Genomic DNA, 21973 nt, shown 5'->3' on the forward strand with positions numbered 1-21973 from the left:
CGATGACGATGACCGACTGCGCCTCGTGCGCCGACGAGCGCGCCGCCGGGGCGGCCTTCTGCGAAGCCTGCGGGCGACCGCTGGCCGAGGAGACCGCCGCCGCCGTGGGTGAGCCGTGCCCCAACTGCGGCACGCCGGGCGGCGTGGGGGCCGACGGGTACTGCGAGAACTGCGGGATGCTCGCCCGGCGGCCGCGCGACCACATCGAGGCCGATTACGGCACGGTCGCCGCGGCGGTGACCGACCGGGGCCTGCGCCATCACCGCAACGAGGACCACATGTGGCTGGCCGTGCGCGGCGGCGAGGTGGACGTGGTGGTCTGCGACGGCGTGTCCGCCTCGTTCGACCCCGACGTCGCCTCGGAGACCGCCGCGACGACGGCCGGCGGCCTGCTCGCCTCGTCGACGGATGTGTCGGCGGCGATTCTCGGCGCCAAGGAGGCGGTGGCCGCGCTGGCTGCCGGCGGCGACCCGCGCCGGGCCGTCTCCAACCCGGCCTGCACCATCGTGGCCGCCGCCGTGCGGGGCTCCGAGATCAACATCGGGTGGGTGGGCGACAGCCGCGCGTACTGGCTTCCGCCCGAGGGGCTGGCCGAGCAGCTCACCGAGGACGACTCATGGGCCACCCACGCGGTCGCGATGGGCGCCGATCCGATCGCCGCGATGCAGGACCCGAAGGCGCACGCGATCACGGCGTGGCTCGGTGCCGACGCCGCGCCGGTGCTGCCGCGGACCGGGGCGTTCACCGTGGTCGGGGCCGGCCACCTGGTGCTGTGCAGCGACGGGCTGTGGAACTACCTGACCGATCCCGCCGATTTCGGCTCGGCGGTCCGGGAGCACTTGCGCGAGGGCGGCACCCTGATCGAGGCCGCCCGTGGTCTTGCCGACTTCGCCATCGCCGCGGGTGGCGCCGACAACATCACCGTGGCCATCGTCCCCGTCTCGTCCTCCCCTACCGACACCGCCAAGGAGTAGGAATGCCGTACACCGCCGAGGCCTTCCAGAACGAGTTCCTCGCCCTGGGCGCGACCGAGGTCAACGCGATCATCACGGTCACCTCGTCCGGGGCCGAGGGCGGCCGGCGCACCTCCGGGGCCACCGAGATCATCATCGTCGACGCGTCCGGGTCGATGCAGGCCGAGGGCCGGATCAACGCCGCCCGGCAGGCCGCCAAGACCGCCGTCGAATGCATCGACGACGGCGTGCACTTCGCGATCATCGCGGGGGTCAGCACCGCCCAGCAGCTCTACCCCGCGCCCGGCCAGCTCGCGGTCTCCTCGCCGCAGTCGCGGGCCGACGCGATCCGCTCGATCGACCGGCTCCAGGCCAGCGGCGGCACCGCGATGGGCGCCTGGCTGCTGCTCGCCGCGCAGCTGTTCGCCCAGCGGCCCGGCGACATCGCCCACGCGATCCTGCTCACCGACGGCGACAACGGCGAGCGCGCAGGCTACCTCGAGCAGGTGCTCGACTCGATCGCCGGACGGTTCACCTGCGACTGCCGCGGCGTCGGCGTGAACTGGAAGGTCTCCGAGCTTCGCAAGATCGCCGAGGCGATGCTGGGCACCGTCGACATCGTCGCCCAGCCGTCCGGCCTGACCGCCGCGTTCGAGCAGATGATGGTCAAGGCGATGGGCAAGACCAGCGCCGACGTGCAGCTCAAGGTCTGGACGCCGGTCAATGCGACGGTCCGCTTCGTCAAGCAGGTCGAGCCCGAGGTGATGGACCTGACCGGCAAGCGCATCGAGGACGGGCCGCGGGCCGCACGCTACCCGCTCGGCTCGTGGGGCGCCGAGAGCCGCGACTACCACGTCTGCGTGGACGTGCCGTCGGGCGCGGCAGGCGATGAGATGCTCGCCGCCCGGGTGTCGGTGGTCGAGGGCGACACCGTGCACGGCCAGTCCCTGGTGCGGGCCGTGTGGACCGAGGACATCGCGCTCTCCACGAAGATCAACCGTCAGGTGGCCCACTACACCGGGCAGGCCGAGCTGGCCGAGGCCATCCAGGCCGGCATCGAGGCGCGCAAGGCCGGCGACGACCACACCGCGACGATCAAGTTCGGCCGGGCGGCGCAGCTCGCGCACGCCAGCGGCAACACGGCCACCGAGGAGCTGCTCGCCACGGTCGTCGACATCGAGGACGCGGCGACCGGAACGGTGCGGCTGCGGCGCAAGGTCGAGGCGGCCGACGAGATGGCCCTCGACACCCGCTCCACGAAGACGGTGCGGGTCGGGCGGGCGCAATGAGCATCTACACCTGCCCGAAGGGGCACTCGTCCAGCACGGACGACTTCTGCGACGAATGCGGGGCCAAGATCGGCGGGACCGGGACGATTCCGGTGCCGTCCGCCCCCGCCCCCGCCCCCTCCGCCGCTCCGGCGTCGTCGTCGCCCGCCGCCGAGCCGTGCCCCAACTGCGGGGCGCCGCGGGCGGGCGGAACGCGGTTCTGCGAGGACTGCGGATACGACCACAGCACCGGAAAGGTGCCGGCGCTCGTGCCGCCGCCCGTCACGCCGGCGCCGGTGGCGGGGCAGTGGACGGCGACGATCACGGTGGACCGGAAGTACTTCGAGGACAACGCGATCGAAGGGGTCGAGTTTCCCGCGGACGCGCCGTCGCGGGAGGTCGACCTGCCTGCGCCGCAGGTACGGATCGGGCGGCGGAGCACGTCGAAGGGGACCAACCCGGAGATCGACCTCGCCGATTCCGATCCGGGGGTGTCGCACAGCCACGCGCTGCTGACGCTGAGCGTGGACGGGGCCTGGCTGGTCTCCGACCTGGGGTCGACCAACGGGACGTACCTCAACGACGAGCAGCAGGCGCTGACGGCCGGGCAGACCCGGGCGCTCAAGGACGGCGATGAGGTGCACGTGGGCGCCTGGACGACGGTCACGCTGCACGCCCCGGCGGCGTAGGCCCTCGCCCGCCGGCGTCTCTTTCGGCCGCACTTCCCGCGAAACGGGCACGCCGCCCGTCGCGGGCGCGTTACCTTGCCGAGCGTGTCGAAGGACCGCCGCGTCGGGCCGGCCGAGCGCACCCAGGTGCTCGGGCTGCTCGGCAACGCCTTCGAGGCCGGTGTGCTGCCGGTCGGCGACTACGACGCCCGGGTGGCGGCGGTCGGCACCGCCACGCACGCGTCGCAGTTGCGGCTCCAGATCTCCGACCTGCCATCGGCGTACGCGTGGGGTGAATCGACCGTAACCGTGACCGAGCCGCCTGCCGGCGCCGGGCGGATAGCCCTGATTCTCGGCATCGCGTCGGTGCCCCTGTCGATCTGCGGGATCGGCCTCGTGCTCGGCCTCCTCGCGGTGATCGCGAGCCGGACGCCCGGCCCGCGACGCGGCGTATCCGCGGCCCTGATCGGGCGCGTCTTCGGGGTCATCGGGATGGCGCTGTCGCTGGCGGCGCTGGCCGCCTTCTTCTTCGCCTGGCGCGGGCAGACGGGCCCATAAGCAACCCGGGTTGACTATCGGCGAGCTAAGCAACTAAGGTTGCTTACATGTCCGACGTGGAGATATCGGCCTCCGAGGTGGCCGACCGGCTGGCGGCGGTCGGCGCCCTGCGCCGCCTGGCCGACCGGCTCGAGGACGCCGCCGTCGAGGAGGCCATGCGCGGCGACTGGAACTGGCCGCAGGTGGCCGAGGCGCTGGGCGTCACCCGGCAGGCGGTCTACAAGAAGCACGCCAAGCGGCTCATCGCCGCCGGCGTCTCGCTGAGGAGGCGTAACGGATGAGCACGTTCGACGAGTACTTCGTTCGCATCCTCGACGCCGCGGCCGCGGAGGCGACGGCCGACGGCTCGGCCGCCGTCGAGGCGCAACATCTGCTGCTGGCGATCGCCGGCGAGGGGTCGCCCGCCCTCGAGGCCGCCGGGCTCGACCGGCCGGCCCTGCGGCGGGCGCTCGAGCAGGAATTCACCCGCAGCCTCGCCACCGCCGGCGTGCGCGTTCCGGGCGGCCTGCCGCGCTCCACCCCCGATCCGGCGCGCACCCACTCGATCGGCGCCTCGGCCAAGGTCGCGATCGAGCGCAGCTTCGATCTCGTCGAGCGCAAGCGCGACATCCGCCCCGGGCACCTGCTGCTCGGCGTCATCCAGGCCGAGCTCGGCACGGTGCCCCGCGCGCTCGCCCTGGCCGGCGTCGACCGCGCCGCCCTCCGCGAGCGGGCCCTGCGGGAGGTGCGGGAATGAGCGCCACGATCGAGGTCTCCGGCCTGCGCATGCGCTACGGCGACCGCGACGTCGTGCACGACGTGACCTTCCGCGTCGAGCCGGGCGAGGTGGTGGCGCTGCTCGGCCCCAACGGCGCCGGCAAGACCACCACCATCGAGATCCTCGAGGGCTTCCGCGCCCGCTCGGCCGGCCACGTCGAGGTGCTCGGCGAAGATCCTTCGTCGGCCGGCGAGCAGTGGCGTGCCCGCGTCGGCGTGGTCCTGCAGTCGTGGCGCGACCACGGCAAATGGCGGGTCCGCGAGCTGCTCGCGCAGCTGGCCGCCTACTACCCCGACCCCTGGGATCCCGGCGACATGATCGCCGCCGTGGGCCTCGCCGATCACGCCGGGCAGAAGGTCGCGACGCTCTCCGGCGGGCAGCGCCGCCGGCTCGACGTGGCGATCGGCCTCGTCGGGCGGCCCGAGCTGCTCTTCCTCGACGAGCCGACCGCCGGGTTCGACCCCGCGGCCCGGCGCGACTTCCACGGCCTGGTGCGCGAGATCGTCGCCGAAGGCGGCATGACGGTCCTGCTCACCACGCACGATCTCGACGAGGCCGAGCGGCTGGCGAGCCGCATCCTCGTCCTCGACGGCGGCTGCATCGTCGGCGACGGCACGCCCGCCGAGCTGGCCGGGCTCATCGCCGGTGACGACGAGGTGCGGTGGGTGGTGCGGGGCGAGCGTTTCGCCCGGACCAGCGAGCATCCGGCCCGGCTCGTGTCCGAGCTGTACGGCCGGCACGGTGACGAGCTGCGCGAGCTCGAGGTCCGCCGGTCGTCGCTGGAAGACACGTATCTGGCGCTGGTGCACGCGGCGGAGGCCGGCCGATGAGACGTGCGTTGCGGGCCGGGCGGTCACGGGGCCTGATCGAGCTACGGCAGTCGGTCACCAACGGGGGCGACCTGTTCAACCACTTCTTCTGGCCGATGCTGATGCTGGTGGCGCTGTGGTTCCTGCGCGACCACAACGTCGGCGGCGTCTGGCTGGGCGCGATGCTGGTGCCGAGCATCCTCGGCATGAACGCGGCGATGGCCATGGTCAGCATGAGCCAGCACCTGACGGCCGACCGCGAGGACGGCACCCTGCTGAGGGCGCGGGCCACCCCGCACGGCGTCCCCGGCTATCTCGCGGGCAAGCTGATCTCGATCTCCGGCAGCCTGCTCCTCGACCTGGCCATCTTCCTGATCCCCGCGCTGTTCCTGGTGCACGGCGTGGCGGCCGGGCGCCCCGCGGCCTGGCCGGCCCTCGTGGCCCTGCTCGCGCTGGGCCTGCTCGCCACCCTGCCGGCCGGCGCGGTGCTCGGCTCGGTCATCACGAGCGCGCGCGGCCAGGGCGTGCTGACGCTGCCGATCCTCGCGGTGATCGCCATCTCCGGCATCTTCTACCCGATCACTGCCCTGCCCGGCTGGCTGCAGGGTGTCGCCCAGGCGTTCCCCGTCTACTGGATGGGGCTGGGCATGCGCTCGGCCCTGCTTCCCTCCGAGGCGGTGGTCGCGGAGATCGGCCAGTCCTGGCGCCACTTGGAGACGGTCGGCGTCCTGGGCGCGTGGGCCGTGGCGGGCCTGCTGCTGGCCCCGCTGGTGCTGCGCCGGATGGCCCGGCGCGAGTCGGGGTCGGCGCTCGCACACCGCCGCGACCGGGCCATGCAGCGAAGCAGGTGAGCCGGCCGGCACGGCGCGCGCTGGTCAGGCGGGCTGCCGGCCGCGGGCCGGTCAGGCGGGCTGCCTGCCGCGGGCCGGTCAGGCGGGCTGCCTGCCGCGGGCCGGTCAGGCGGGCTGCCTGCCGCGGGCTGCCTGGCCGATGATCTCGGCGATCACCTGGGACCAGACGGCCACCGGCGGAAACTCGTGGCCTACACCCTCGAGCCAGACCAGGCGTGCTCCGGGGATCTCGGCCTCCAGGGCGTAGGCGTGCGGGGACGGGAAGAACGGGTCCTGCGTGCCGTGCAGGATCAGCGTCGGTGCGGTGATCGTGCCGAGCAGGTGGCGGTACGGGGTGCCGTCCGCGCAGCAGAAGTGGTTGGTCTGGGTGGCTGCCATGTCGGTGGTGCGGTCGAAGATTCGTTCGGCCAGCCGGCGCAGGTGGGGCTCGTCGGCGGTGAAAGGGCCGCCGAGTTCCTGAGCGCTCTCGATGAGGCGGTTGACGCAGGTGCGGCGGTCGGACCAGTCCGGCTCGGCCAACAGCGCCTCCGTGGACTCCGGCGCCGGCGCGGGCGGCGCGGCGGGCGGGCCGACAGCCGGCCCCGCGGGCAGGCCGGCGGGCGGCGCGGCGGGCAGGGCGGCGGACGGCGCGGCGGGCAGGGCGGCGGACGGCGCGGCGGGCGGGCCGGCGGACGGCGCGGCGGGCAGGCCGGCGGGCGGCGCGGCGGGCAGGCCGGCGGGCGGCGCGGCGGGCAGGCCGGCGGACGGCGCGGCGGGCGGGGCGGCGGGCGGGCCGGCGGGCGGCCCCGCGGGTGAGAACGCGTCGGCGGAGCCCAGCCCCGGGCTCGTCGACATCAGCGTCAGCGAGAGGACCCGATGCGGGCGCTCGACGGCGATCCGCTGGGCCAGCGCGCCGCCCATCGACAGGCCGACCAAGTGGGCGCGGTGCACTCCCAGGACGTCCAGCACGCCGAGTGCGTCGTGGGCGAGATCCACGCCGGAGTACGGCGGCAGTCCGGGCGGGAACGACGTCGACCGGCCCGTGTCGCGGTGGTCGTAGCGGATCACGTACCGCCCGCACGCGGCCAGGCGGCGGCAGAACTCGTCCTCCCACCAGTCCATGGAGCTGGCCGCGCCCGCGATGAGCAGGAGCGGAGGGTCGGTCGATTCGCCGAACGTCTCGACGCAGAGCTCGATACCGTTGACCGGCAGGGTCGAGTCCACCATCTCGTCATTGTCCGGCATCGCACTTGACGGCCGGGTTAAAACTCGATCACCGTCCTCCGAAGTGGCGCGATAGACCACCCATTCCGGATTTATCCGGAACCACCCTGCAGGACTCCCGCGATGAAGTCGAACGCCGACGGCAGGCACCGCGACCAGTACCCGAAGTTGTGCCGTCCATCCCCGAACGATCCGGCCCGCGGCGGCTCCGGCAACTGCTCGCGCAACGCCCACACCTGCTCGTACAAGCTGTCCTGCTTCCCGCACCACAACCCGACCGGCGTACCCCGCAGCAGCCGCGCCGCGCCCACCACATCGTCGCCGGGCTGCACCGCGGGCGAGAACGCCGCCACCCCCTTCAGGAACCCCGGGAAGGCCTCAGCCAGCAACAACGCGCCGTACCCGCCCATCGACCACCCCCAGGCGGCCACCCGCGACGTGTCGAACCCCCGCTGCCGGCACCACGCGGGGATCTCCTCGTGCACCATCCGCTGCGGGTCGTCCCCGGCCGAGGGCCGCCACGCCAGCCGTCCCCCGTCCGCCCCGGCGAGCACGAAGGGCGGCAGCCCTCGCCGTACCAGATCGGTCAGGAACCGCCCCAGCCCGAGCGCGGCATAGTCGTCCGGGCTCTTCGAGGCCCCGTGCAGCACGAGGCAGACCGGCAGGCCGCGCCCGTCCCCGAAGCCGGCCGGCACCGCCGTGTAGAAGCCGACCATCCGGCCGCGACCCGCGGACCAGCGGTGTTCCAGCCGCTCCTCGCCGGGCGGCGCCGGCGGGATGACGGGCCGCGATTCGGCCATTCGGGTGCGATATCCGGCCACTCCGACATAGGCGGCAAGCGCCGCGGCGCCGGCGAGCACAATTCGTCGTCTCATCGCCCCCACAACGGTGATATGTCCGATGGCGTGACGTTTCTAGGCTCGCGGCATGCGCAGGCTCGGTGCGGTGGTGATGCTGGTGGCATTGCTGGCCGGGTGCGGTGGCAGCGCCGCTCATGCCGGAAGCGCCACACGCCGCGACACGGCTCCACGCGCACCGCAGACCCGGTTCCGCCTGCTGCATCTCGCCCGCGGTGACCGGCCCCTGCCCACCACCGTCTGTGCTCCGGCCGACGGCAAGAGGCAACCGGTCATCCTGTTCAGCCACGGCCTGGGCGGTCTTCCGTCGCAGTTCGCGCCGATCGCCGCCACGTGGGTCGCGGCCGGGTTCGTCGTGGTGGCCCCCGCCTATCCGCACACCAACGGCAAGGTCAAGGTCGACCCCGGCGACGTACGCCATCAGCCCGCCGACGCCGAGTTCGTGCTGCGCTCGCTCGCCCGGGATCCCGTGATGGACCTGACGCACACCGTGGCCATCGGCTTCTCGGCCGGCGGCACCACCACCCTCGGGCTCCTGCACCCCGGCCACCTGCCCGGCCTGCGCGCCGCCGTCTCGATTGCGGGCCGCCGCCCACCCTCGCCGTTCGGCGGCGCCCCCGTACCCGTGCTCTTCCTGCACGGCGACCACGACCCCACCGTGCCGATCGCCGCCGGCCGCGCCGCCTGGGCGGCCCTGCCGTGGCCGAAGACCTTCGTGACCATCCCCGGCGGCTGCCACGGCGACTACCTGAATCCGGCAGATCCGGCATTCTCGCGGGCCGACCGGGCGATCCTCGACTTCCTGCGTGTCGCCGTCGCGCGCAACGGCACCTCGTACGAGGATTAGCACTTTTACCCAGAGTGGTGCTGACGGTCGGAAGACTCGCCCGTTCGGCCGGGTCAACACCCACAGTGATCTTGCCTAGGCTGCTCCGGTGCACCTCACCCACGTAGCCATGGCCGCAGCGGTCACAGTAAGTGTCGCCGGCGTCTCTTACGCAGCGTTGAACCCCGACCGCCTCGAGCAGCAGGCGCGGGCGGTGGCCGACCGGGCCACCTGCCGCGCGGTCGACTCGGCGATCACCGCCTACGTGGCCCTGCACGACGAGGCCCCTGCCACGATCGCCGACCTGACCGGCTACGTGAAGGGCGACATCACCGCCTACCGCATCGCCGGCGGGGCGGCCGCCGGTCCGGGCTGCTGACGGGACGCGTCAACGCCAGGGCCCTACGGCGCGTCGGGATGCCGCGCGTCCGCGAGCCTTCCCAGCGCTGCCTCCCGCAGCGCGCCGCTCCGGGCGTACAGGGATGCCCCCGGTCCCGGCCGGGTGCGCCCGTTGAGCCCGCTGAACGACCCGCCCGCCTCGGTGACGATCAGCGACGTGGCCGCGAAGTCCCAGATCTGCCCACCGGTCTGGATCGCCAGGTCCAGGTCGCCGCGAGCCACCATCAGCCCCGGGTGGATCCCCCACGGCAGCGGCGAGGTGACCGCTTTGAGCGGCGCGACCAGATGGGGCGCCCACTCCTCGGGCACCACCCCGAGCCGGCTGCCCTCGAGCGCGTCCGGCCCGCCCGCGGTGACGTGCACCGGCGTGGCCGCCACCGCCCGCCCGCCGACGATGCGCCCCTCCCAGGCCCCTTCGCCCCGCACGGCCCACCAGATGCTCCCTTGGGCCGGGTGCGCCGCGACTCCCGTGACGACCTCGCCGTCCTCCTCGAGGGCCAGCAGCACGAGCCACCGATCGTCGCCCTCGACGAACAGCCGGGTCCCGTCGATCGGGTCGATGATCCATCGCCGGACGGCGGTGTCGCCGGAGAGCCCGCCCTGCTCCTCGCCCAGGATCGCGTCGCCGGGGCGGGCCGCCGTCAGCACCTCCCGGATGGCGGTCTCCACGGCCCGGTCGGCCGCCGTCACCACCGACCCGTCGGCCTTGAGCTCGCGCGGCAGGTCGGCGAGCGCGCTGAAGTGCGGCAGTGCCACCGCGGCCCCCGTGATCGCCGCGCGCTGGGCCAGTTGAAGATCCGTCTCCACCAGCCCATCCTGCACGTACGCCCCGATTTTCCCCGGCATGCGACCCCCCGTTGACCGTTTCGTGTATCCATCTCATACACCGGAAACGGCCGGGCGGTTTCGTCCGGGAGAACTCTCAGCGGCCCTGTCCGCGCCGCCGCAGGGAGTTGAGCAGGCTCATCCCGGCCGCGAACGCCCCCGTGCACATCGCCAGGTAGATCAGCAGCAGGGCCGCCCCGGTGTGGAACGGCAACGTCGCGAAGAACAGGGTCAGCACCGCGCCCAAGGCCGCCGACCCCGCCGTCAGTGTCCACCCGACCGCCTTGTCCGCCGGCGTGAAATGGGGCGACGCGCTGGCCAGCAGCATTCCCGCCACCGGCGAGACGACCGGCAGGAAGAACGCCCCCGCCGTCAGCATCCCCACCGCCGTGTACTCCGCGACCCCGGCCTGCTGCGCCGGCAACGGCGGCAGCGGCGGCGCGAACAGCGCCGGCAGTCGCACGTGCGGCGGCAGTTGCCCCCGCCGCACCGCGCTGACCAGCGCCTCGGGTGGCCCTAACCGCTGCACGATCGCGGTGGCATCCTCGAGCGGTGACGAGGCCGCGGCCCGGCGCGCCGCGATGTAGTCGGCCACCGTGGTCATCAGCTCGTCCCGCTGCTGCGGCGACAGGTCCTCGCTCTGCGCCCACAGCGCCGCGAGGTAGTCGAGAACGATCACATCGGTGTGCGCGAGCGGTGCCGTGCTCATGTGTCTCCCCCATGCTGGTCCGGCGGGTGAGAGTCAGCATCCGCGCACACGCGCGCCGGCCACATCCCTCCGCGGACCGAATCCCCCGCCCCGCCTACGCCTTTCGGCCGATGCGGGAGAAAGCCGATGCCGGCGGCACGATCGGGCGGGGGCCGGCTAACCGGCGAGAGCGGGCTGCGGCTGCGGCGCCGACCAGCGCACCCGCGCCGCCGCCCGCACCCGCGAAGCCTTGTACAGCCACAGGGTGTCCCGCCCGAACGACCACGTCAGCGAGACCAGGGCCACCGCCAGCGCGATCTGCGAGAGCGGCGGCGGCAGCAGATCGGCCGTCACGAGCGCCAGCACGATCCCCTGCAGGGCCGCCACGACCTTGCGCGAGAACCGGTACGGCAGGGCCGCGTTCAGCCACGGGAGCGCCCACGAGGCCGCGACGAACAGGTACCGGTACGCGCCCAGCGCGACCGTCCACCATCCGAACCGATCCCCCGCGTACACGCTCAGCATCAGGATCAGGAACGCGTCGACCTCCATGTCGAAGCGGGCGCCCAGGGCCGTCGTGCTGCCCGTCCGGCGGGCCACCTGACCGTCCACCCCGTCCAGCGCCAGCGCCACGCCGGCGACCGCCACCAGGGCCGGGGTGCTGACCGGGTGGGTGAAGGACGTCACGACCAGGGCCGTCACCCCGCCGACCAGGATCGCGCGGGAGAACGTCACCACGTTCGCCGGGCCCATCGCCGGCATGCCGTGCCGCTGCAGGCCGGCGCCGAGCAGTCCGCAGAGCACCAGGCCGTACACCGCTCCGGCGAGCAGACCGGCCCCGGTGAGCCCGAGCGTCGCGGCCAGCGCGACGAGCAGGACGGCTTGCGCCAGGAGGCCGATCATCGGTCCTCGAGGGGGCGCCGACGGGGTGGCTGCGAGTGTCACCGTTCCTCCAGAGCAAGATCGGCTGCGTATCGTTGCGGCTGTCAGCGCTTAACACGTGCGGTAGCGATGTTCGGTTCAGCAAGTTGAGGAGACAGCCCATGTCGGGTGACGCCCGGGCGTTCTGGCTCGCCTCCCCCGGACGGGGCGAGATCCGCTCCGAGCAGGTGAGACGTCCCGCACGCGACGAGGTCCTCGTGCGCACCCTGCACACCGGCGTGAGCCGCGGCACCGAGACCACGGTCTTCACCGGCCGTGTCCCCGAGAGCCAGTGGCCGCTGATGCGCGCCCCGTTCCAGGAGGGCGATTTCCCGGCGCCGGTGAAATACGGCTACCTCAACGTCGGCGTCGTCGAGCAGGGACCAACCGAGCTCCTGGGCAAGATAGTTTTCGCCCTATATCCGCATCAGACCCGATTCGTGGTACCGGCGAGCGCGGTCACGGTCGTGCCCGATCAGGTGCCCCCGGACCGGGCGGTCCTGGCCGGCACCGTCGAGACGGCCGTCAACGCGCTCTGGGACGCCGCCCCGCAGATCGGCGACAAGATCGCGGTGGTGGGCGCCGGCATGGTGGGTGCGTCGGTCGCGGCCATCGCCGCGCAAATTCCGGGTGTACGGGTAGAGCTCGTCGATATCGACGCGGACCGTGCCGCCCTCGCGGCCAGGATCGGCGCCGGCTTCGCCACCCCGGAGAAGGCACAGGACGGCTGCGACATCGTCGTGCACGCCAGCGCCACCTCCGCCGGCCTGACCCGGTCCCTCGAGCTCGTCGCGCCCGAGGCCACGGTCGTCGAACTGAGCTGGTACGGCGACAAGCAGGTCACCGTCCCGCTCGGCGAGTTCTTCCACTCCCGCCGCCTGACCGTGCGCTCGAGCCAGGTCGGCGGCATCGTCCCCGGCCGCCGCCGCGGTTACGCCGAGCGACTGGCGCTCGCGCTCGACCTGCTGCGCAATCCCGTCTTCGAGGCGCTGATCACCGGTCGCTCCCCCTTCGCTGAGCTGCCCGAGGTGATGCCCCGCCTCGCGGCGGGTAGCCTTCGCGCCCTCTGCCACCTGATCGACTACCCCGAGGAGTAGGGACTTGTTCAGCGTCACCGTCCGCGACCACATCATGATCGCGCACAGCTTCGCCGGCGAGGTCTTCGGACCGGCCCAGAAGCTGCACGGCGCCACCTTCGTCGTGGACGCCTCGTTCCGCCGGCCCGAGCTCGACGACGACAACATCGTGGTCGACATCGGCCTGGCGAGCGAGCAGCTGCACGCGATCTGCGGGGGCCTGAGCTACCGCAACCTCGACGACGAGCCCGATTTCAAGGGCGTGAACACCTCGACGGAATATCTCGCGAAGGTCATCGCCGACCGCCTGGCCGCGAAGGCCGCCGCCGGCGACCTGGGCGCGGGCGCCGCCGGCCTGACCGGCCTCGCGGTGACGCTGCACGAGTCGCACATCGCGTGGGCCTCGTACGAGCGAGATCTGTGAGCAACCCGCTGTGGGCGGTGCTGCCGGGCTCGATCGACGACCCGGCAGCCCCCAGCGGCGGTAACCGCTTCGACCGCATCGTCCTCAACCTGCTCGCCGGCGTCACCACACCGCAGGCGGGCAGCGCCGGCTTCCCCACGCGCCCGGTCTACGAGATAGCCGTCGACGGCACGTGGCCCACCCCCGGCGAGCCCGCCCGCGAGGCTCTCGCGCACGCCTTGTCGGACATTCCCGATGCGTCCGATGTGCTCCTCGACGGCCTGGTGGCCTGCGGCGTCCCCGAGATCCTCGCGCCCCACAAGAAGCGCCTGCGCCTGATCGTCCTGGTCCACCTGCCCCTGAGCGACGAGACGGGCCTGACGCCGGAGCAGCAGACCGACCGCAGGGCCCGCGAGCGCCTCAGCCTCCACCTGGCCTCGCTCGTGATCGCCACCAGCAACGCCGCCGCCGCCCGCATCTCGGAAATGCACGATTTATCGCCCACGTGCGGGGACGGCGAGCCACGGACGCGCTGGGACGGCGAGCCGCGGACGGGCGGGCACGGCGAGCCGCGGACGCGCGGGCACGGCGAGCCACGGACGCGCGGGCACGGCGAGCCACGGACGAGCCGCATCGCTGTCATCGAGCCCGGCGTCGCGCCCGCCGAGCCGGCAAATGCGGATGAATCCGGATCCCGGCTGCTGTGCGTGGCCTCGGTCACGCCGCGGAAGGGCCAGGATCTCCTCGTCCCGGCACTGGAGAAAGGCCTCGCCGACCTGCGCTGGACCTGCACCTTCGCCGGGGCGATCGGCAAACCCGTCCCGCACGCCAGCGACGACATCCATTTCGTCGGGCCGCTGCAGGGAACGGCGCTGGACGCCGCGTACGCAAGCTCTGATCTGTTCGTTCTTCCCTCGCGTGCCGAAACCTACGGCATGGTGATCACCGAAGCCCTGGCCCGCGGCCTGCCGGTGATCGCCGCCGAGGTCGGCGGTGTCCCCGAGGCCCTGGGCCGGGCGCCCGACGGCACCCTCCCCGGCATCCTCGTCCCCCCGGACGACCCGCGCGCCCTCGCCGATGCCCTGCGGGCCTGGCTCACCGACCCCGGCCTGCGCGAACGCCTGCGCGCCGCCGCCGCCCAACGCCGCCAAACGCTCCCGACCTGGGATGACACGGCCAGACGACTGAGTGAGGTGCTCGACTCATGACCGGAGAGTTCAGCGAATCCTGGCTGGGGCTGCGCGAGCCCGCCGACGCCGACGCCCGCGCCGACGACCTGGTCGCCCTGCTGCCCGGCCCGATCCGCACCATCCGCGACCTCGGCTGCGGCACCGGCTCGCTCGGCCGCTGGCTGGCGCCGCAGCTCGACGGCCCGCAGCACTGGATCATGGCCGACCGCGACCCCGCGCTGCTCGACCACGCCGCCGCGAACATGCCCTTCCCGGCGGTGACGGTCGAGACCGCCCTCGGCGACGTCACGGCGCTCACTGCCGACGACCTGGAAGGGACCGACCTGGTCACCTGCTCGGCCCTGCTCGACCTGCTCACCGCCGAGGAGGTGCAAAACCTCGCGAACGTCCTCGCCGAGACGAAGACTCCCGCCCTGTTCACGCTCTCGGTGGCCGGCCGGGTGACGCTCGACCCGCCGCTGCCCGAGGACGCGACGATCGAGGAGGCCTTCAACTCCCACCAGCGCCGCACCGTGGACGGCCGGCGCCTGCTCGGCCCGGACGCTCCGGCGGCGGCCGGGGACGCCTTCGAGCGGGCCGGCGCCACCGTTGTCACCCGCCCGAGCCCCTGGCGGCTGGGACCCGGCAGCGGCGCCCTGAGCGCCGCATGGCTGCGCGGCTGGGTGGGCGCCGCCGCCGCGCAGCGCCCTGACCTGCACTTCGACACCTATCTGGACACGCGCCTGGCAAACCTCCCGCATGCCACGATCGGGCATGTTGATCTTTTGGCGATCTTCGGCTGAACCCTTTGTGCCTGTCCCGGCGTACTAGGGGAAGACGGGCAAACAGAGGGGGACGGCGACGTGACGCGATCGATCTGGCCATGGCTGCGGCTTCTCGGCGGGGCCGGGATCCTCGCGGTGCTGCTGTGGCGGCTCGGCACCGGCGCCTTCGTCGACGGCCTGCGGGTGCTCGACATGCCGGCCCTGCTCACGGCGTTCACCATCGGGGTCGTCACCACGGTCTTCAGCGCGTGGCGGTGGTGCCTGGTCGCGCGGGGCCTGGGGCTGCGGCTCGGCCTGCGCGGCGCGATCGCCGACTACTACAAGGCGCTGTTCCTCAACGCGGCGCTGCCGGGCGGCGTGCTCGGCGACGTCGACCGGGCCGTCAAGCACGGCCGCGACGAGGGCGATGTCGGGCGCAGCGTCCGCGCGGTGGTGCTCGAGCGCACGGCGGGCCAGATCGTGCTCATCGGCGTGGGCGTCGCGGTGCTCCTCACCGTACCCTCGCCGGTGTTGACCCTGCTCCAGCAGCACGGCCTGGTGGCCGCCGTCGTCACCGGAAGCATCGCCGCGGCCGCGGTCCTGGTCCTTCTCGCCTGCCGCAGGCTGCGGCAGGGCGGCTCGAGGCTCGCGGCCGGCGTCCGCACCGGCCTCGCCGAGATCCGCACCGGCCTGCTGGCCCGGCGCAACTGGCCCGGCATCACGCTCGCCTCGGCGATCGTCCTGGCCGGACACCTCGCGACGTTCGTCGTCGCGGCCCGCGCGGCCGGTTCGAGCGCCTCGCTGCTGCGGCTCGCCCCGCTGATGCTGCTGGCGCTGCTGGCCATGTCGCTGCCGCTCAACATCGGTGGCTGGGGTCCGCGCGAGGCGGTGACCGCGTGGGCGTTCGGCGCGGCCGGCCTGAGCGCGACGCAGGGCCTGACCACGGCCGTCGTCTACGGCGTCTTCGCCTTCGTGGCCGCGATGCCGGGCGCGTTCGTCGTCGTGGTCCGGGCCGTCCGCCCACTTGCGGTCGATCATTCCGTACGGGCGGCAGCGCCGGTCTCCCCCGCGCCCGCCGTGACCGTGCCCGCCACGTTCGGCACGCCGCAGCGTGAGCTGGCCCGCACGGGCGCCTGATGTCAGTCCTTCTCGCGGAACCGGTCGGAGAGGGCGTACCGCAGCAGCACGACGTCGCCGATCTGGCGGACCCCGGCGAGCCGGGCCCGCCGGCGGGGACCCCACGGGAAGTCGCCGTCGCTGACGAAGCGCGGCGCCCGGGAGTCGCCGACGAAGAACGGCGCGATCACCAGCTGGAGCTCGTCGACGAGCCCCTCGGTGAGGAACTGCGTGTGCATGCTGCCGCCGCCCTCGACCATCAGCCGGCGCACGCCGCGCACGGCCAGGTCGGTGGTGACGATGCGCAGGTCGACGGGGTCACCCCCGTCTATCACGGTCGCCACCTCGCCGAGCCGCTTGCGGGCGTCGCCGACGGTGGGCGTGGCACAGTAGACAAGCTTGTCGACCTCGCCGAGCGTGAAGAAGCGGGCGGCCGGGTCGATGTCGCAGCTGCCGGTGACCGTCACCTTCACCGGGTGTGGCCGCTCGCCGCGCGCCACCCGGGCGGCCCGCCGTTCCGCCGAGCGCACCATCAGGCGGGGGTCGTCCTGCCGGATGGTGGTCGCGCCGACCAGGATCGCGTCGCAGCCGGCGCGCACCTCGTCGACCCGGTCGAAGTCGGCGTCGTTGGACAGCAGCAATCTGTCCTGGGCAGCATCGTCGAGATATCCATCGATCGACATGCCACAGCTCAACAGCGTGTAAGGACGCTCAACCACCGATGACGCCTCCAGTAGAGCGACGATCGTCACCCCGGTCGAAAGTTGCGTCCAAGATAATCCGCGCGACGATGACAAGCACGTTCGCATTCTGTTGCGTTCCGGTGACCTCGGCGGTGGGCATAGACCAGCGGGGAACCAACGAGGAGGACCGATACCGATGATGACGGCCAAGGTGCGCCAGCAGGTCACTGTTCCGCTGCGCTTTTCCGACGGCTATACGACGACGGCGCGAGTGATGACCTTCGACGGCCTGGTCGACGGCAAGGAGCACATCGCCCTCGGCCTCGGCGACTGGCAGCGCGCTCTGACCAAGTCGGCGGCCGGCGGGCGCGCGCCGCTCGTGCGGCCGCACAGCGAGTGCCTGACCGGGGACGTGTTCGGCAGCCAGCGCTGCGACTGCGGGCCGCAGCTGCGCGAGGCGGCCGAGCGGATCACCGAGCAGGGCGGGTTCGTGCTGTACCTGCGCCAGGAGGGCCGCGGCATCGGGCTGTACGCCAAACTGGACGCGTACGCGCTGCAGGACGCCGGGCTGGACACGTACGAGGCGAACGTGGCGCTCGGGCACGGCGAGGACGAGCGCGACTACACGGCGGCGGCGCAGATGCTGGTCGCGCTGGGCGCCGACCGCGTGCGCCTGCTCAGCAACAACCCCGACAAGGCCGCGCAGCTCGAGGCGTGCGGCATCGAAGTGGCCCAGCGCATCCCGACCGGAGTGCACATGTCCGCGGCGAATGTGCGCTATCTGGCCACCAAGGCCTCGCACACGTCTCACACGATCGAGCTACCCCTGGCCGAGTAGGAAAGGAAGCATCCCGTCCGGCACGATGAGGGGATGGACGACGATCCGCTGCTCGCCGCGCTCGACCAGGTGCCGTTCATCCTGGTCGTGTGCGAGGGGCCTGACCTGCGGGTGCTCAGCCTCAGCGCGGCGACCAGAGCCGTGCTGCCCGGCCGGCCGTGGCAGGGGGTGCCGATCCGCGACGTCATCAGCGACCTGATCGGCCAGCAGTTCGTCGACGCCTACTACGAGGTGTACCGCACGGGCAAACCGATCAACGGCCAAGAATGGCGCGCGAATCTGGATATGCCGGATGGCTCCGTTCTTGAGATGTTCGCGAATTTCACCATCACGCCCTGGCGCTCCCCCGCGGGTGAGATCCAGGGCGTGATCGCGGTCGGGTTCGATGTCACCGAGCTGGTGCGCCAGCGGCAGGCCGCGGCGCTCGCCCAGCGCCGGTACGAGCAGAGCCGGCAGGTCATCACCTCGCTGCAGCGGGAGCTGCTGCCCGCCGGGCTGCCGGTGCTGCCGGGCCTGCAGGTGGCGGCGAGCTATCTGCTCGCCGACGCGGACACGGCCGCCGGCGGCGACTGGTTCGACGCGGTGGCGCAGCGCGACGGGCGGGTCGCGCTGATCGTCGGCGACGTGGTGGGGCACGGCGTCGCGGCGTCCGGGGTGATGGGCCAGCTGCGGGCGGTGCTGCGAGACCGGCTCGACGACGGGGCCGGGATTCTCGAGGCGCTGGCGGCGGCCGACCGTTTCGCGTCGCGGTCGCCGGCGGCGCACGCGACCACGGTCTGCATGGTCTCGCTCGACCCGGTCTCGGGCGATCTGACCTACTGCACGGCGGGACATCCGGCGCCGCTGGTGGTGTCGCCCTCCGAACAGACACGCTTCCTGACGGGTACGGGCGGTACGCCGCTCGCCACCGGTGGGTCGTTCCCGATCGGCCGGGCGCATCTGGCCCCGGGCGAGCTGCTGTTGCTCTACTCGGACGGCATCATCGAGCGGCCCGGGCGCACGCATCCCTCCGGGGCGGCTGAGCTCGCCACGGTCGCCGCCTCCTGCGCGGCCGGGCGGGCCTTCTCCGACCCCGACCTGTCCGTCGCCGAACGGGTCTGCGTGCAGACGGTCGAGATGCTGGTCCGGGCCACCGGCCACCACGACGACATCACGTTGCTCGCGGCGCAGCGCGTACCCGCGGTCGCCGATCTGGATTTCGACCTGCCGCCGGAACCCGCCGCGCTGCACGGCGCCCGCGAGACGATCGGCGCGTGGCTGACCGCGGCCGGGGCGACTACGCAGGACGCCTTCGTGGTGCAGCACGCCCTCGGTGAGCTGATGACCAACTCGATCGAGCACGCCGCGAGCGTCGTGGCGGTGAGCGGCTGGCTGACGCCGACCGGGGAGGTCTCGGTCGCGGTGCGCGACCAGGGCGCCTGGCGTACGCCCACGGTCTCGCCGGCCCGGGGACGCGGGCTGGCCATGGCCTCGCAGCTGGTCGAGAGCATCAAGGTCTCGCCGTCCGCGACGGGCACGACCGTCTGGTTGCGGCACACGCTGACCCGGCCGGCCCGGCTGCTCGACCAGCCTTCGTCCTCCACCCCGGTCCTGAACTCCCCGTTCCGCATCGTCGAGGATCCCGGCGGCGACGAGACCCGGGTGCGGATCGAGGGCGCGATGGACGCGGTGACCGCCGAGTCCGCGCGCAAGGAGCTGCTGCGGCGCAGCCGGGGCGGCACGGTGCCGCTGTGCGTGGACCTCTCCGGGGTGACCCACCTGTCGAGCGCCGGCGTGTCGGCGCTGCACCACGTCGCCGCGCGGCATCTCGAGCAGAACGCGCCGATCACGCTGCTGGCCTCGGCCGGCGCGCCGGCCCAGGTGATCCTCGATCTTGTGGGCCTGCCGCGCGGTCCGGTGTTATCCACAGGCCTCCGCGAAATGTCGGTCGACCTCTCTACTATCGCGGGGTGACTTCCGACTCCGCCGCTCTTGAAGTACTGAACCGCGTCTTCGGGTACCCGTCGTTCCGCGGCGCCCAGGCCGAGATCATCGACCACGTGGCCGGCGGCGGCGACGCGCTCGTGCTGATGCCGACCGGCGGCGGCAAGTCGCTGTGCTATCAGATCCCCGCCCTGGTCCGCCCCGGCACCGGCATCGTCATCTCCCCGCTGATCGCGCTGATGCAAGACCAGGTCGACGCGCTGCGCACGCTCGGCGTCCGGGCGAACTTCCTGAACTCCTCGCAGGACTACGAGGAGCGCCGCATCGTCGAGGCCGAGTTCGTCAACGGCGAGCTCGACCTGCTGTACGTCGCGCCCGAGGGCCTGGGCGTCCCGGCCACCCAGCGGCTGCTCGACCGGGGCAAGATCTCGCTGTTCGCGATCGACGAGGCGCACTGCGTCGCCCAGTGGGGCCACGACTTCCGCCCCGACTACCTCGGCCTGTCGATGCTGCACGAGCGCTGGCCCGACGTGCCGCGCATCGCGCTGACGGCGACGGCGACCAGCGCCACCCGAACCGAGATCGCCACCCGCCTGCGGCTGACCGACGCGCGGCACTTCACGGCGAGCTTCGACCGGCCCAACATCCAGTACCGCATCGTGCCGAAGAACGAGCCCCGCCGCCAGCTGCTCGAGCTGCTGCGCACCGAGCACGCCGGCGACTCCGGCATCGTGTACTGCCTGTCGCGCAACTCGGTCGAGAAGACGGCCGAGTTCCTGTCCCAGCAGGGAATCCCGGCGCTGCCCTACCACGCCGGCCTCGACAACCGCACCCGCGCGGCCAACCAGTCCCGCTTCCTGCGCGAGGACGGCCTGGTGATGGTCGCGACGATCGCCTTCGGCATGGGCATCGACAAGCCCGACGTGCGGTTCGTGGCCCACCTCGACCTGCCGAAGTCGGTGGAGGGCTACTACCAGGAAACCGGCCGGGCCGGCCGCGACGGGCTGCCGTCGACGGCGTGGCTGGCGTACGGCCTGCAGGACGTCGTGCAGCAGCGCAAGATGATCGAGGGTTCCGACGGCGACGTGGCCCATCGCCGCAGCCTCTCCCAGCACCTCGACGCGATGCTGGCGCTGTGCGAGACGGTCTCCTGCCGCCGCGGCGAGCTGCTGGCCTATTTCGGGCAGCAGGCGTCCACCGACAGTTGCGGCAACTGCGACACCTGCCTGGCGCCCCCGTCGTCGTGGGACGGCACGGTCCCGGCGCAGAAGCTGCTGTCGACGGTGCTGCGGCTGCAGCGCGAGCGGGGGCAGAAGTTCGGCGCCGGGCAGGCGATCGACATCCTGCTCGGGAAGGAGACCGAGAAGGTCCTGCAGTTCCGCCACCACGAGCTGTCGGTCTTCGGCATCGGCGCCGACCTGCGCGACCAGGAATGGCGGGGCGTGGTCCGCAAGCTGCTGGCCGCCGGTCACCTCGCGGTCGAGGGCGACTACGGCACGCTGGTGCTGACGCCCACCAGCGCCGACGTGCTGCGCGGCCAGGTCAAGGTGATGATGCGCCGCGAGGCCCCGAAACCGCCGAAGCCGCAGCGCGCCCGCGCCGCCGCGGCCTCGGGTTTGTCCGCCGCCGCGGCCCCCGATTTCCCGCCCGAGGCCGCCCCCGACTTCGAGCGTCTGCGCGCCTGGCGGGCGGCGACTGCCAAGGAGCAGGGCGTCCCCGCCTACGTCATCTTCCACGACGCGACGCTGCGCGCGATCGCTGCGCTGCGGCCGGCGTCGCTGGCCCAGCTGGGCACGGTCTCCGGCGTGGGCCAGGGCAAACTGACCAAATTCGGCCAGCAGGTCCTCGACATCTTCGCCGACTCGTCCGCCGCCACGCCCGACGCGGCCCTGCTCCCGCCGCCCCCATCCGCCGCCGCGTCGCCTCGGCCATCTGCCGCCACGCCGCCTCGGCCACCAGCCGCCACGCCGCCGACATCCGCCGCGTCGCCTCAATCGTCCTCCGCCACGCCCGACGCGACCCTGCTCCCGCCGCCGCCATCCGCCGCCGCGCCGCCTCGATCGTCCGCCGCCACGCCGCCGAAATCCGGTTCTGCGCGTCAACCGTCCAACGGCGCGCGCCGACCACCCGCCGGCCCTCCCCGGCAGCGAGCGACGGAGGAGCACGCACCGTTCGTCTTCGACGAGGAGCCGCCCGACGACGAGCCGCCATACGACGACTACGACCCCTACGACGACCGCGCCCACGGCTGAGGTCCGGCTCCAGCGAACGCCCGACGCCGGCGGTCAAACGGCGCAGGAGGGCAGGCCGCGCAGGAGGGCAGGCCGCGCAGGAGGGCAGGCCGCGCAGGAGGGCAGGCCGCGCAGGAGGGCAGGCCGCGCAGGAGGGCAGGCCGCGCAGGAGGGCAGGCCGCGCAGC

General features: G+C 73.0%; 24 protein-coding genes. 18 read left to right on the top strand and 6 right to left on the bottom strand.

From position 1 onward, the window contains the following. The first annotated feature begins 2 nt into the window (after positions 1-2). The 8 genes from ACIA5D_RS19670 to ACIA5D_RS19705 all read left to right on the top strand — a co-directional run bounded on the left by ACIA5D_RS19670 (position 3) and on the right by ACIA5D_RS19705 (position 5864). Positions 3-974, top strand: coding sequence for a PP2C family serine/threonine-protein phosphatase (locus ACIA5D_RS19670; RefSeq protein WP_396031436.1), 972 nt, complete (start codon positions 3-5; stop codon positions 972-974). Between the two features lie 2 nt (positions 975-976). Next, complete coding sequence (locus ACIA5D_RS19675; RefSeq protein ID WP_396031437.1) at positions 977-2242, top strand: VWA domain-containing protein; 1266 nt, start codon at positions 977-979, stop codon at positions 2240-2242. Next, positions 2239-2910 (top strand): FHA domain-containing protein, encoded by a 672-nt coding sequence (locus tag ACIA5D_RS19680; protein ID WP_396031439.1) that lies wholly within the window; start codon positions 2239-2241, stop codon positions 2908-2910. The genes ACIA5D_RS19675 and ACIA5D_RS19680 overlap by 4 nt, the downstream gene beginning before the upstream one ends. Before the next feature lie 84 nt (positions 2911-2994). Continuing rightward, positions 2995-3447 carry a DUF1707 domain-containing protein gene (locus ACIA5D_RS19685; RefSeq protein WP_396031442.1) on the top strand — a complete coding sequence of 151 codons (453 nt, stop codon included), beginning with the start codon at positions 2995-2997 and terminating at the stop codon, positions 3445-3447. A 47-nt stretch (positions 3448-3494) separates the two neighbouring features. Next, entirely contained in the window at positions 3495-3728 is a 234-nt protein-coding gene (locus ACIA5D_RS19690) for a hypothetical protein (RefSeq protein WP_396031443.1), read from the top strand. Next, positions 3725-4183 (top strand): Clp protease N-terminal domain-containing protein, encoded by a 459-nt coding sequence (locus ACIA5D_RS19695; protein ID WP_396031445.1) that lies wholly within the window; start codon positions 3725-3727, stop codon positions 4181-4183. Before ACIA5D_RS19690 ends, ACIA5D_RS19695 begins: the two co-directional genes overlap by 4 nt. Beyond that, on the top strand, positions 4180-5034 hold the full coding sequence (locus tag ACIA5D_RS19700; RefSeq protein ID WP_396031446.1) for an ABC transporter ATP-binding protein: 855 nt from the start codon (positions 4180-4182) through the stop codon (positions 5032-5034). The genes ACIA5D_RS19695 and ACIA5D_RS19700 overlap by 4 nt, the downstream gene beginning before the upstream one ends. After that, on the top strand, positions 5031-5864 hold the full coding sequence (locus ACIA5D_RS19705) for an ABC transporter permease (RefSeq protein ID WP_396031448.1): 834 nt from the start codon (positions 5031-5033) through the stop codon (positions 5862-5864). The genes ACIA5D_RS19700 and ACIA5D_RS19705 overlap by 4 nt, the downstream gene beginning before the upstream one ends. A gap of 105 nt (positions 5865-5969) precedes the next feature. Here the strand turns inward: ACIA5D_RS19705 and ACIA5D_RS19710 are convergent, their stop codons facing one another. Next, positions 5970-7070 carry an alpha/beta fold hydrolase gene (locus tag ACIA5D_RS19710; RefSeq protein ID WP_396031450.1) on the bottom strand — a complete coding sequence of 367 codons (1101 nt, stop codon included), beginning with the start codon at positions 7068-7070 and terminating at the stop codon, positions 5970-5972. Positions 7071-7159: 89 nt separating this feature from the next. Further along, positions 7160-7942 (bottom strand): alpha/beta hydrolase, encoded by a 783-nt coding sequence (locus tag ACIA5D_RS19715; RefSeq protein WP_396031452.1) that lies wholly within the window; start codon positions 7940-7942, stop codon positions 7160-7162. Positions 7943-7994: 52 nt separating this feature from the next. Here ACIA5D_RS19715 and ACIA5D_RS19720 point away from each other — a divergent pair, with 52 nt between their 5' ends. Both ACIA5D_RS19720 and ACIA5D_RS19725 read left to right on the top strand, forming a co-directional pair. Continuing rightward, a complete protein-coding gene (locus ACIA5D_RS19720) occupies positions 7995-8771 on the top strand; it encodes an alpha/beta hydrolase family protein (protein ID WP_396031454.1) in 777 nt (258 codons plus the stop codon). A gap of 88 nt (positions 8772-8859) precedes the next feature. Then, the gene (locus ACIA5D_RS19725) at positions 8860-9129 is read left to right on the top strand and encodes a hypothetical protein (RefSeq protein WP_396031455.1); all 270 of its coding nucleotides are present in this window, start codon (positions 8860-8862) and stop codon (positions 9127-9129) included. A gap of 23 nt (positions 9130-9152) precedes the next feature. Here the strand turns inward: ACIA5D_RS19725 and ACIA5D_RS19730 are convergent, their stop codons facing one another. From ACIA5D_RS19730 to ACIA5D_RS19740, 3 genes are all read right to left on the bottom strand, one after another. After that, entirely contained in the window at positions 9153-9995 is an 843-nt protein-coding gene (locus ACIA5D_RS19730; RefSeq protein WP_396031457.1) for an inositol monophosphatase family protein, read from the bottom strand. 76 nt (positions 9996-10071) lie between these two features. Beyond that, entirely contained in the window at positions 10072-10683 is a 612-nt protein-coding gene (locus tag ACIA5D_RS19735) for an HAAS signaling domain-containing protein (RefSeq protein ID WP_396031459.1), read from the bottom strand. A 156-nt stretch (positions 10684-10839) separates the two neighbouring features. After that, on the bottom strand, positions 10840-11565 hold the full coding sequence (locus ACIA5D_RS19740; protein WP_396031460.1) for a CDP-alcohol phosphatidyltransferase family protein: 726 nt from the start codon (positions 11563-11565) through the stop codon (positions 10840-10842). A 140-nt stretch (positions 11566-11705) separates the two neighbouring features. On the opposite strand from ACIA5D_RS19740, the gene ACIA5D_RS19745 reads away from it, so the two are divergent. From ACIA5D_RS19745 to ACIA5D_RS19765, 5 genes are read left to right on the top strand one after another with little or no spacing between them, the layout of a single operon-like run. Continuing rightward, the gene (locus ACIA5D_RS19745) at positions 11706-12680 is read left to right on the top strand and encodes a zinc-binding alcohol dehydrogenase (protein ID WP_396031462.1); all 975 of its coding nucleotides are present in this window, start codon (positions 11706-11708) and stop codon (positions 12678-12680) included. Positions 12681-12684: 4 nt separating this feature from the next. Next, positions 12685-13083: a 6-pyruvoyl trahydropterin synthase family protein gene (locus ACIA5D_RS19750; RefSeq protein WP_396031464.1), complete on the top strand. Its 399-nt coding sequence runs from the start codon at positions 12685-12687 to the stop codon at positions 13081-13083. Then, positions 13080-14270, top strand: coding sequence for a glycosyltransferase family 4 protein (locus ACIA5D_RS19755; protein ID WP_396031465.1), 1191 nt, complete (start codon positions 13080-13082; stop codon positions 14268-14270). The genes ACIA5D_RS19750 and ACIA5D_RS19755 overlap by 4 nt, the downstream gene beginning before the upstream one ends. After that, entirely contained in the window at positions 14267-15034 is a 768-nt protein-coding gene (locus ACIA5D_RS19760; RefSeq protein WP_396031467.1) for a class I SAM-dependent methyltransferase, read from the top strand. The genes ACIA5D_RS19755 and ACIA5D_RS19760 overlap by 4 nt, the downstream gene beginning before the upstream one ends. Positions 15035-15094: 60 nt before the next feature. After that, positions 15095-16132, top strand: coding sequence for a lysylphosphatidylglycerol synthase transmembrane domain-containing protein (locus tag ACIA5D_RS19765; RefSeq protein ID WP_396031469.1), 1038 nt, complete (start codon positions 15095-15097; stop codon positions 16130-16132). Between the two features lie 2 nt (positions 16133-16134). Here the strand turns inward: ACIA5D_RS19765 and ACIA5D_RS19770 are convergent, their stop codons facing one another. Then, entirely contained in the window at positions 16135-16830 is a 696-nt protein-coding gene (locus ACIA5D_RS19770) for a RibD family protein (RefSeq protein WP_396031471.1), read from the bottom strand. A 160-nt stretch (positions 16831-16990) separates the two neighbouring features. Between ACIA5D_RS19770 and ribA the strand changes: the two genes are divergently transcribed. From ribA to recQ, 3 genes are read left to right on the top strand one after another with little or no spacing between them, the layout of a single operon-like run. Beyond that, entirely contained in the window at positions 16991-17632 is a 642-nt protein-coding gene (gene ribA / locus ACIA5D_RS19775; RefSeq protein ID WP_396031472.1) for a GTP cyclohydrolase II, read from the top strand. A 33-nt stretch (positions 17633-17665) separates the two neighbouring features. Further along, a complete protein-coding gene (locus tag ACIA5D_RS19780; protein WP_396031474.1) occupies positions 17666-19585 on the top strand; it encodes a SpoIIE family protein phosphatase in 1920 nt (639 codons plus the stop codon). After that, positions 19582-21807: a DNA helicase RecQ gene (gene recQ / locus ACIA5D_RS19785; RefSeq protein ID WP_396031475.1), complete on the top strand. Its 2226-nt coding sequence runs from the start codon at positions 19582-19584 to the stop codon at positions 21805-21807. The genes ACIA5D_RS19780 and recQ overlap by 4 nt, the downstream gene beginning before the upstream one ends. Positions 21808-21973 lie beyond the last annotated feature (166 nt).

The sequence above is a fragment of the Actinoplanes sp. NPDC051513 genome, assembly GCF_044454685.1.
Taxonomy (GTDB): Bacteria; Actinomycetota; Actinomycetes; order Mycobacteriales; family Micromonosporaceae; genus Actinoplanes.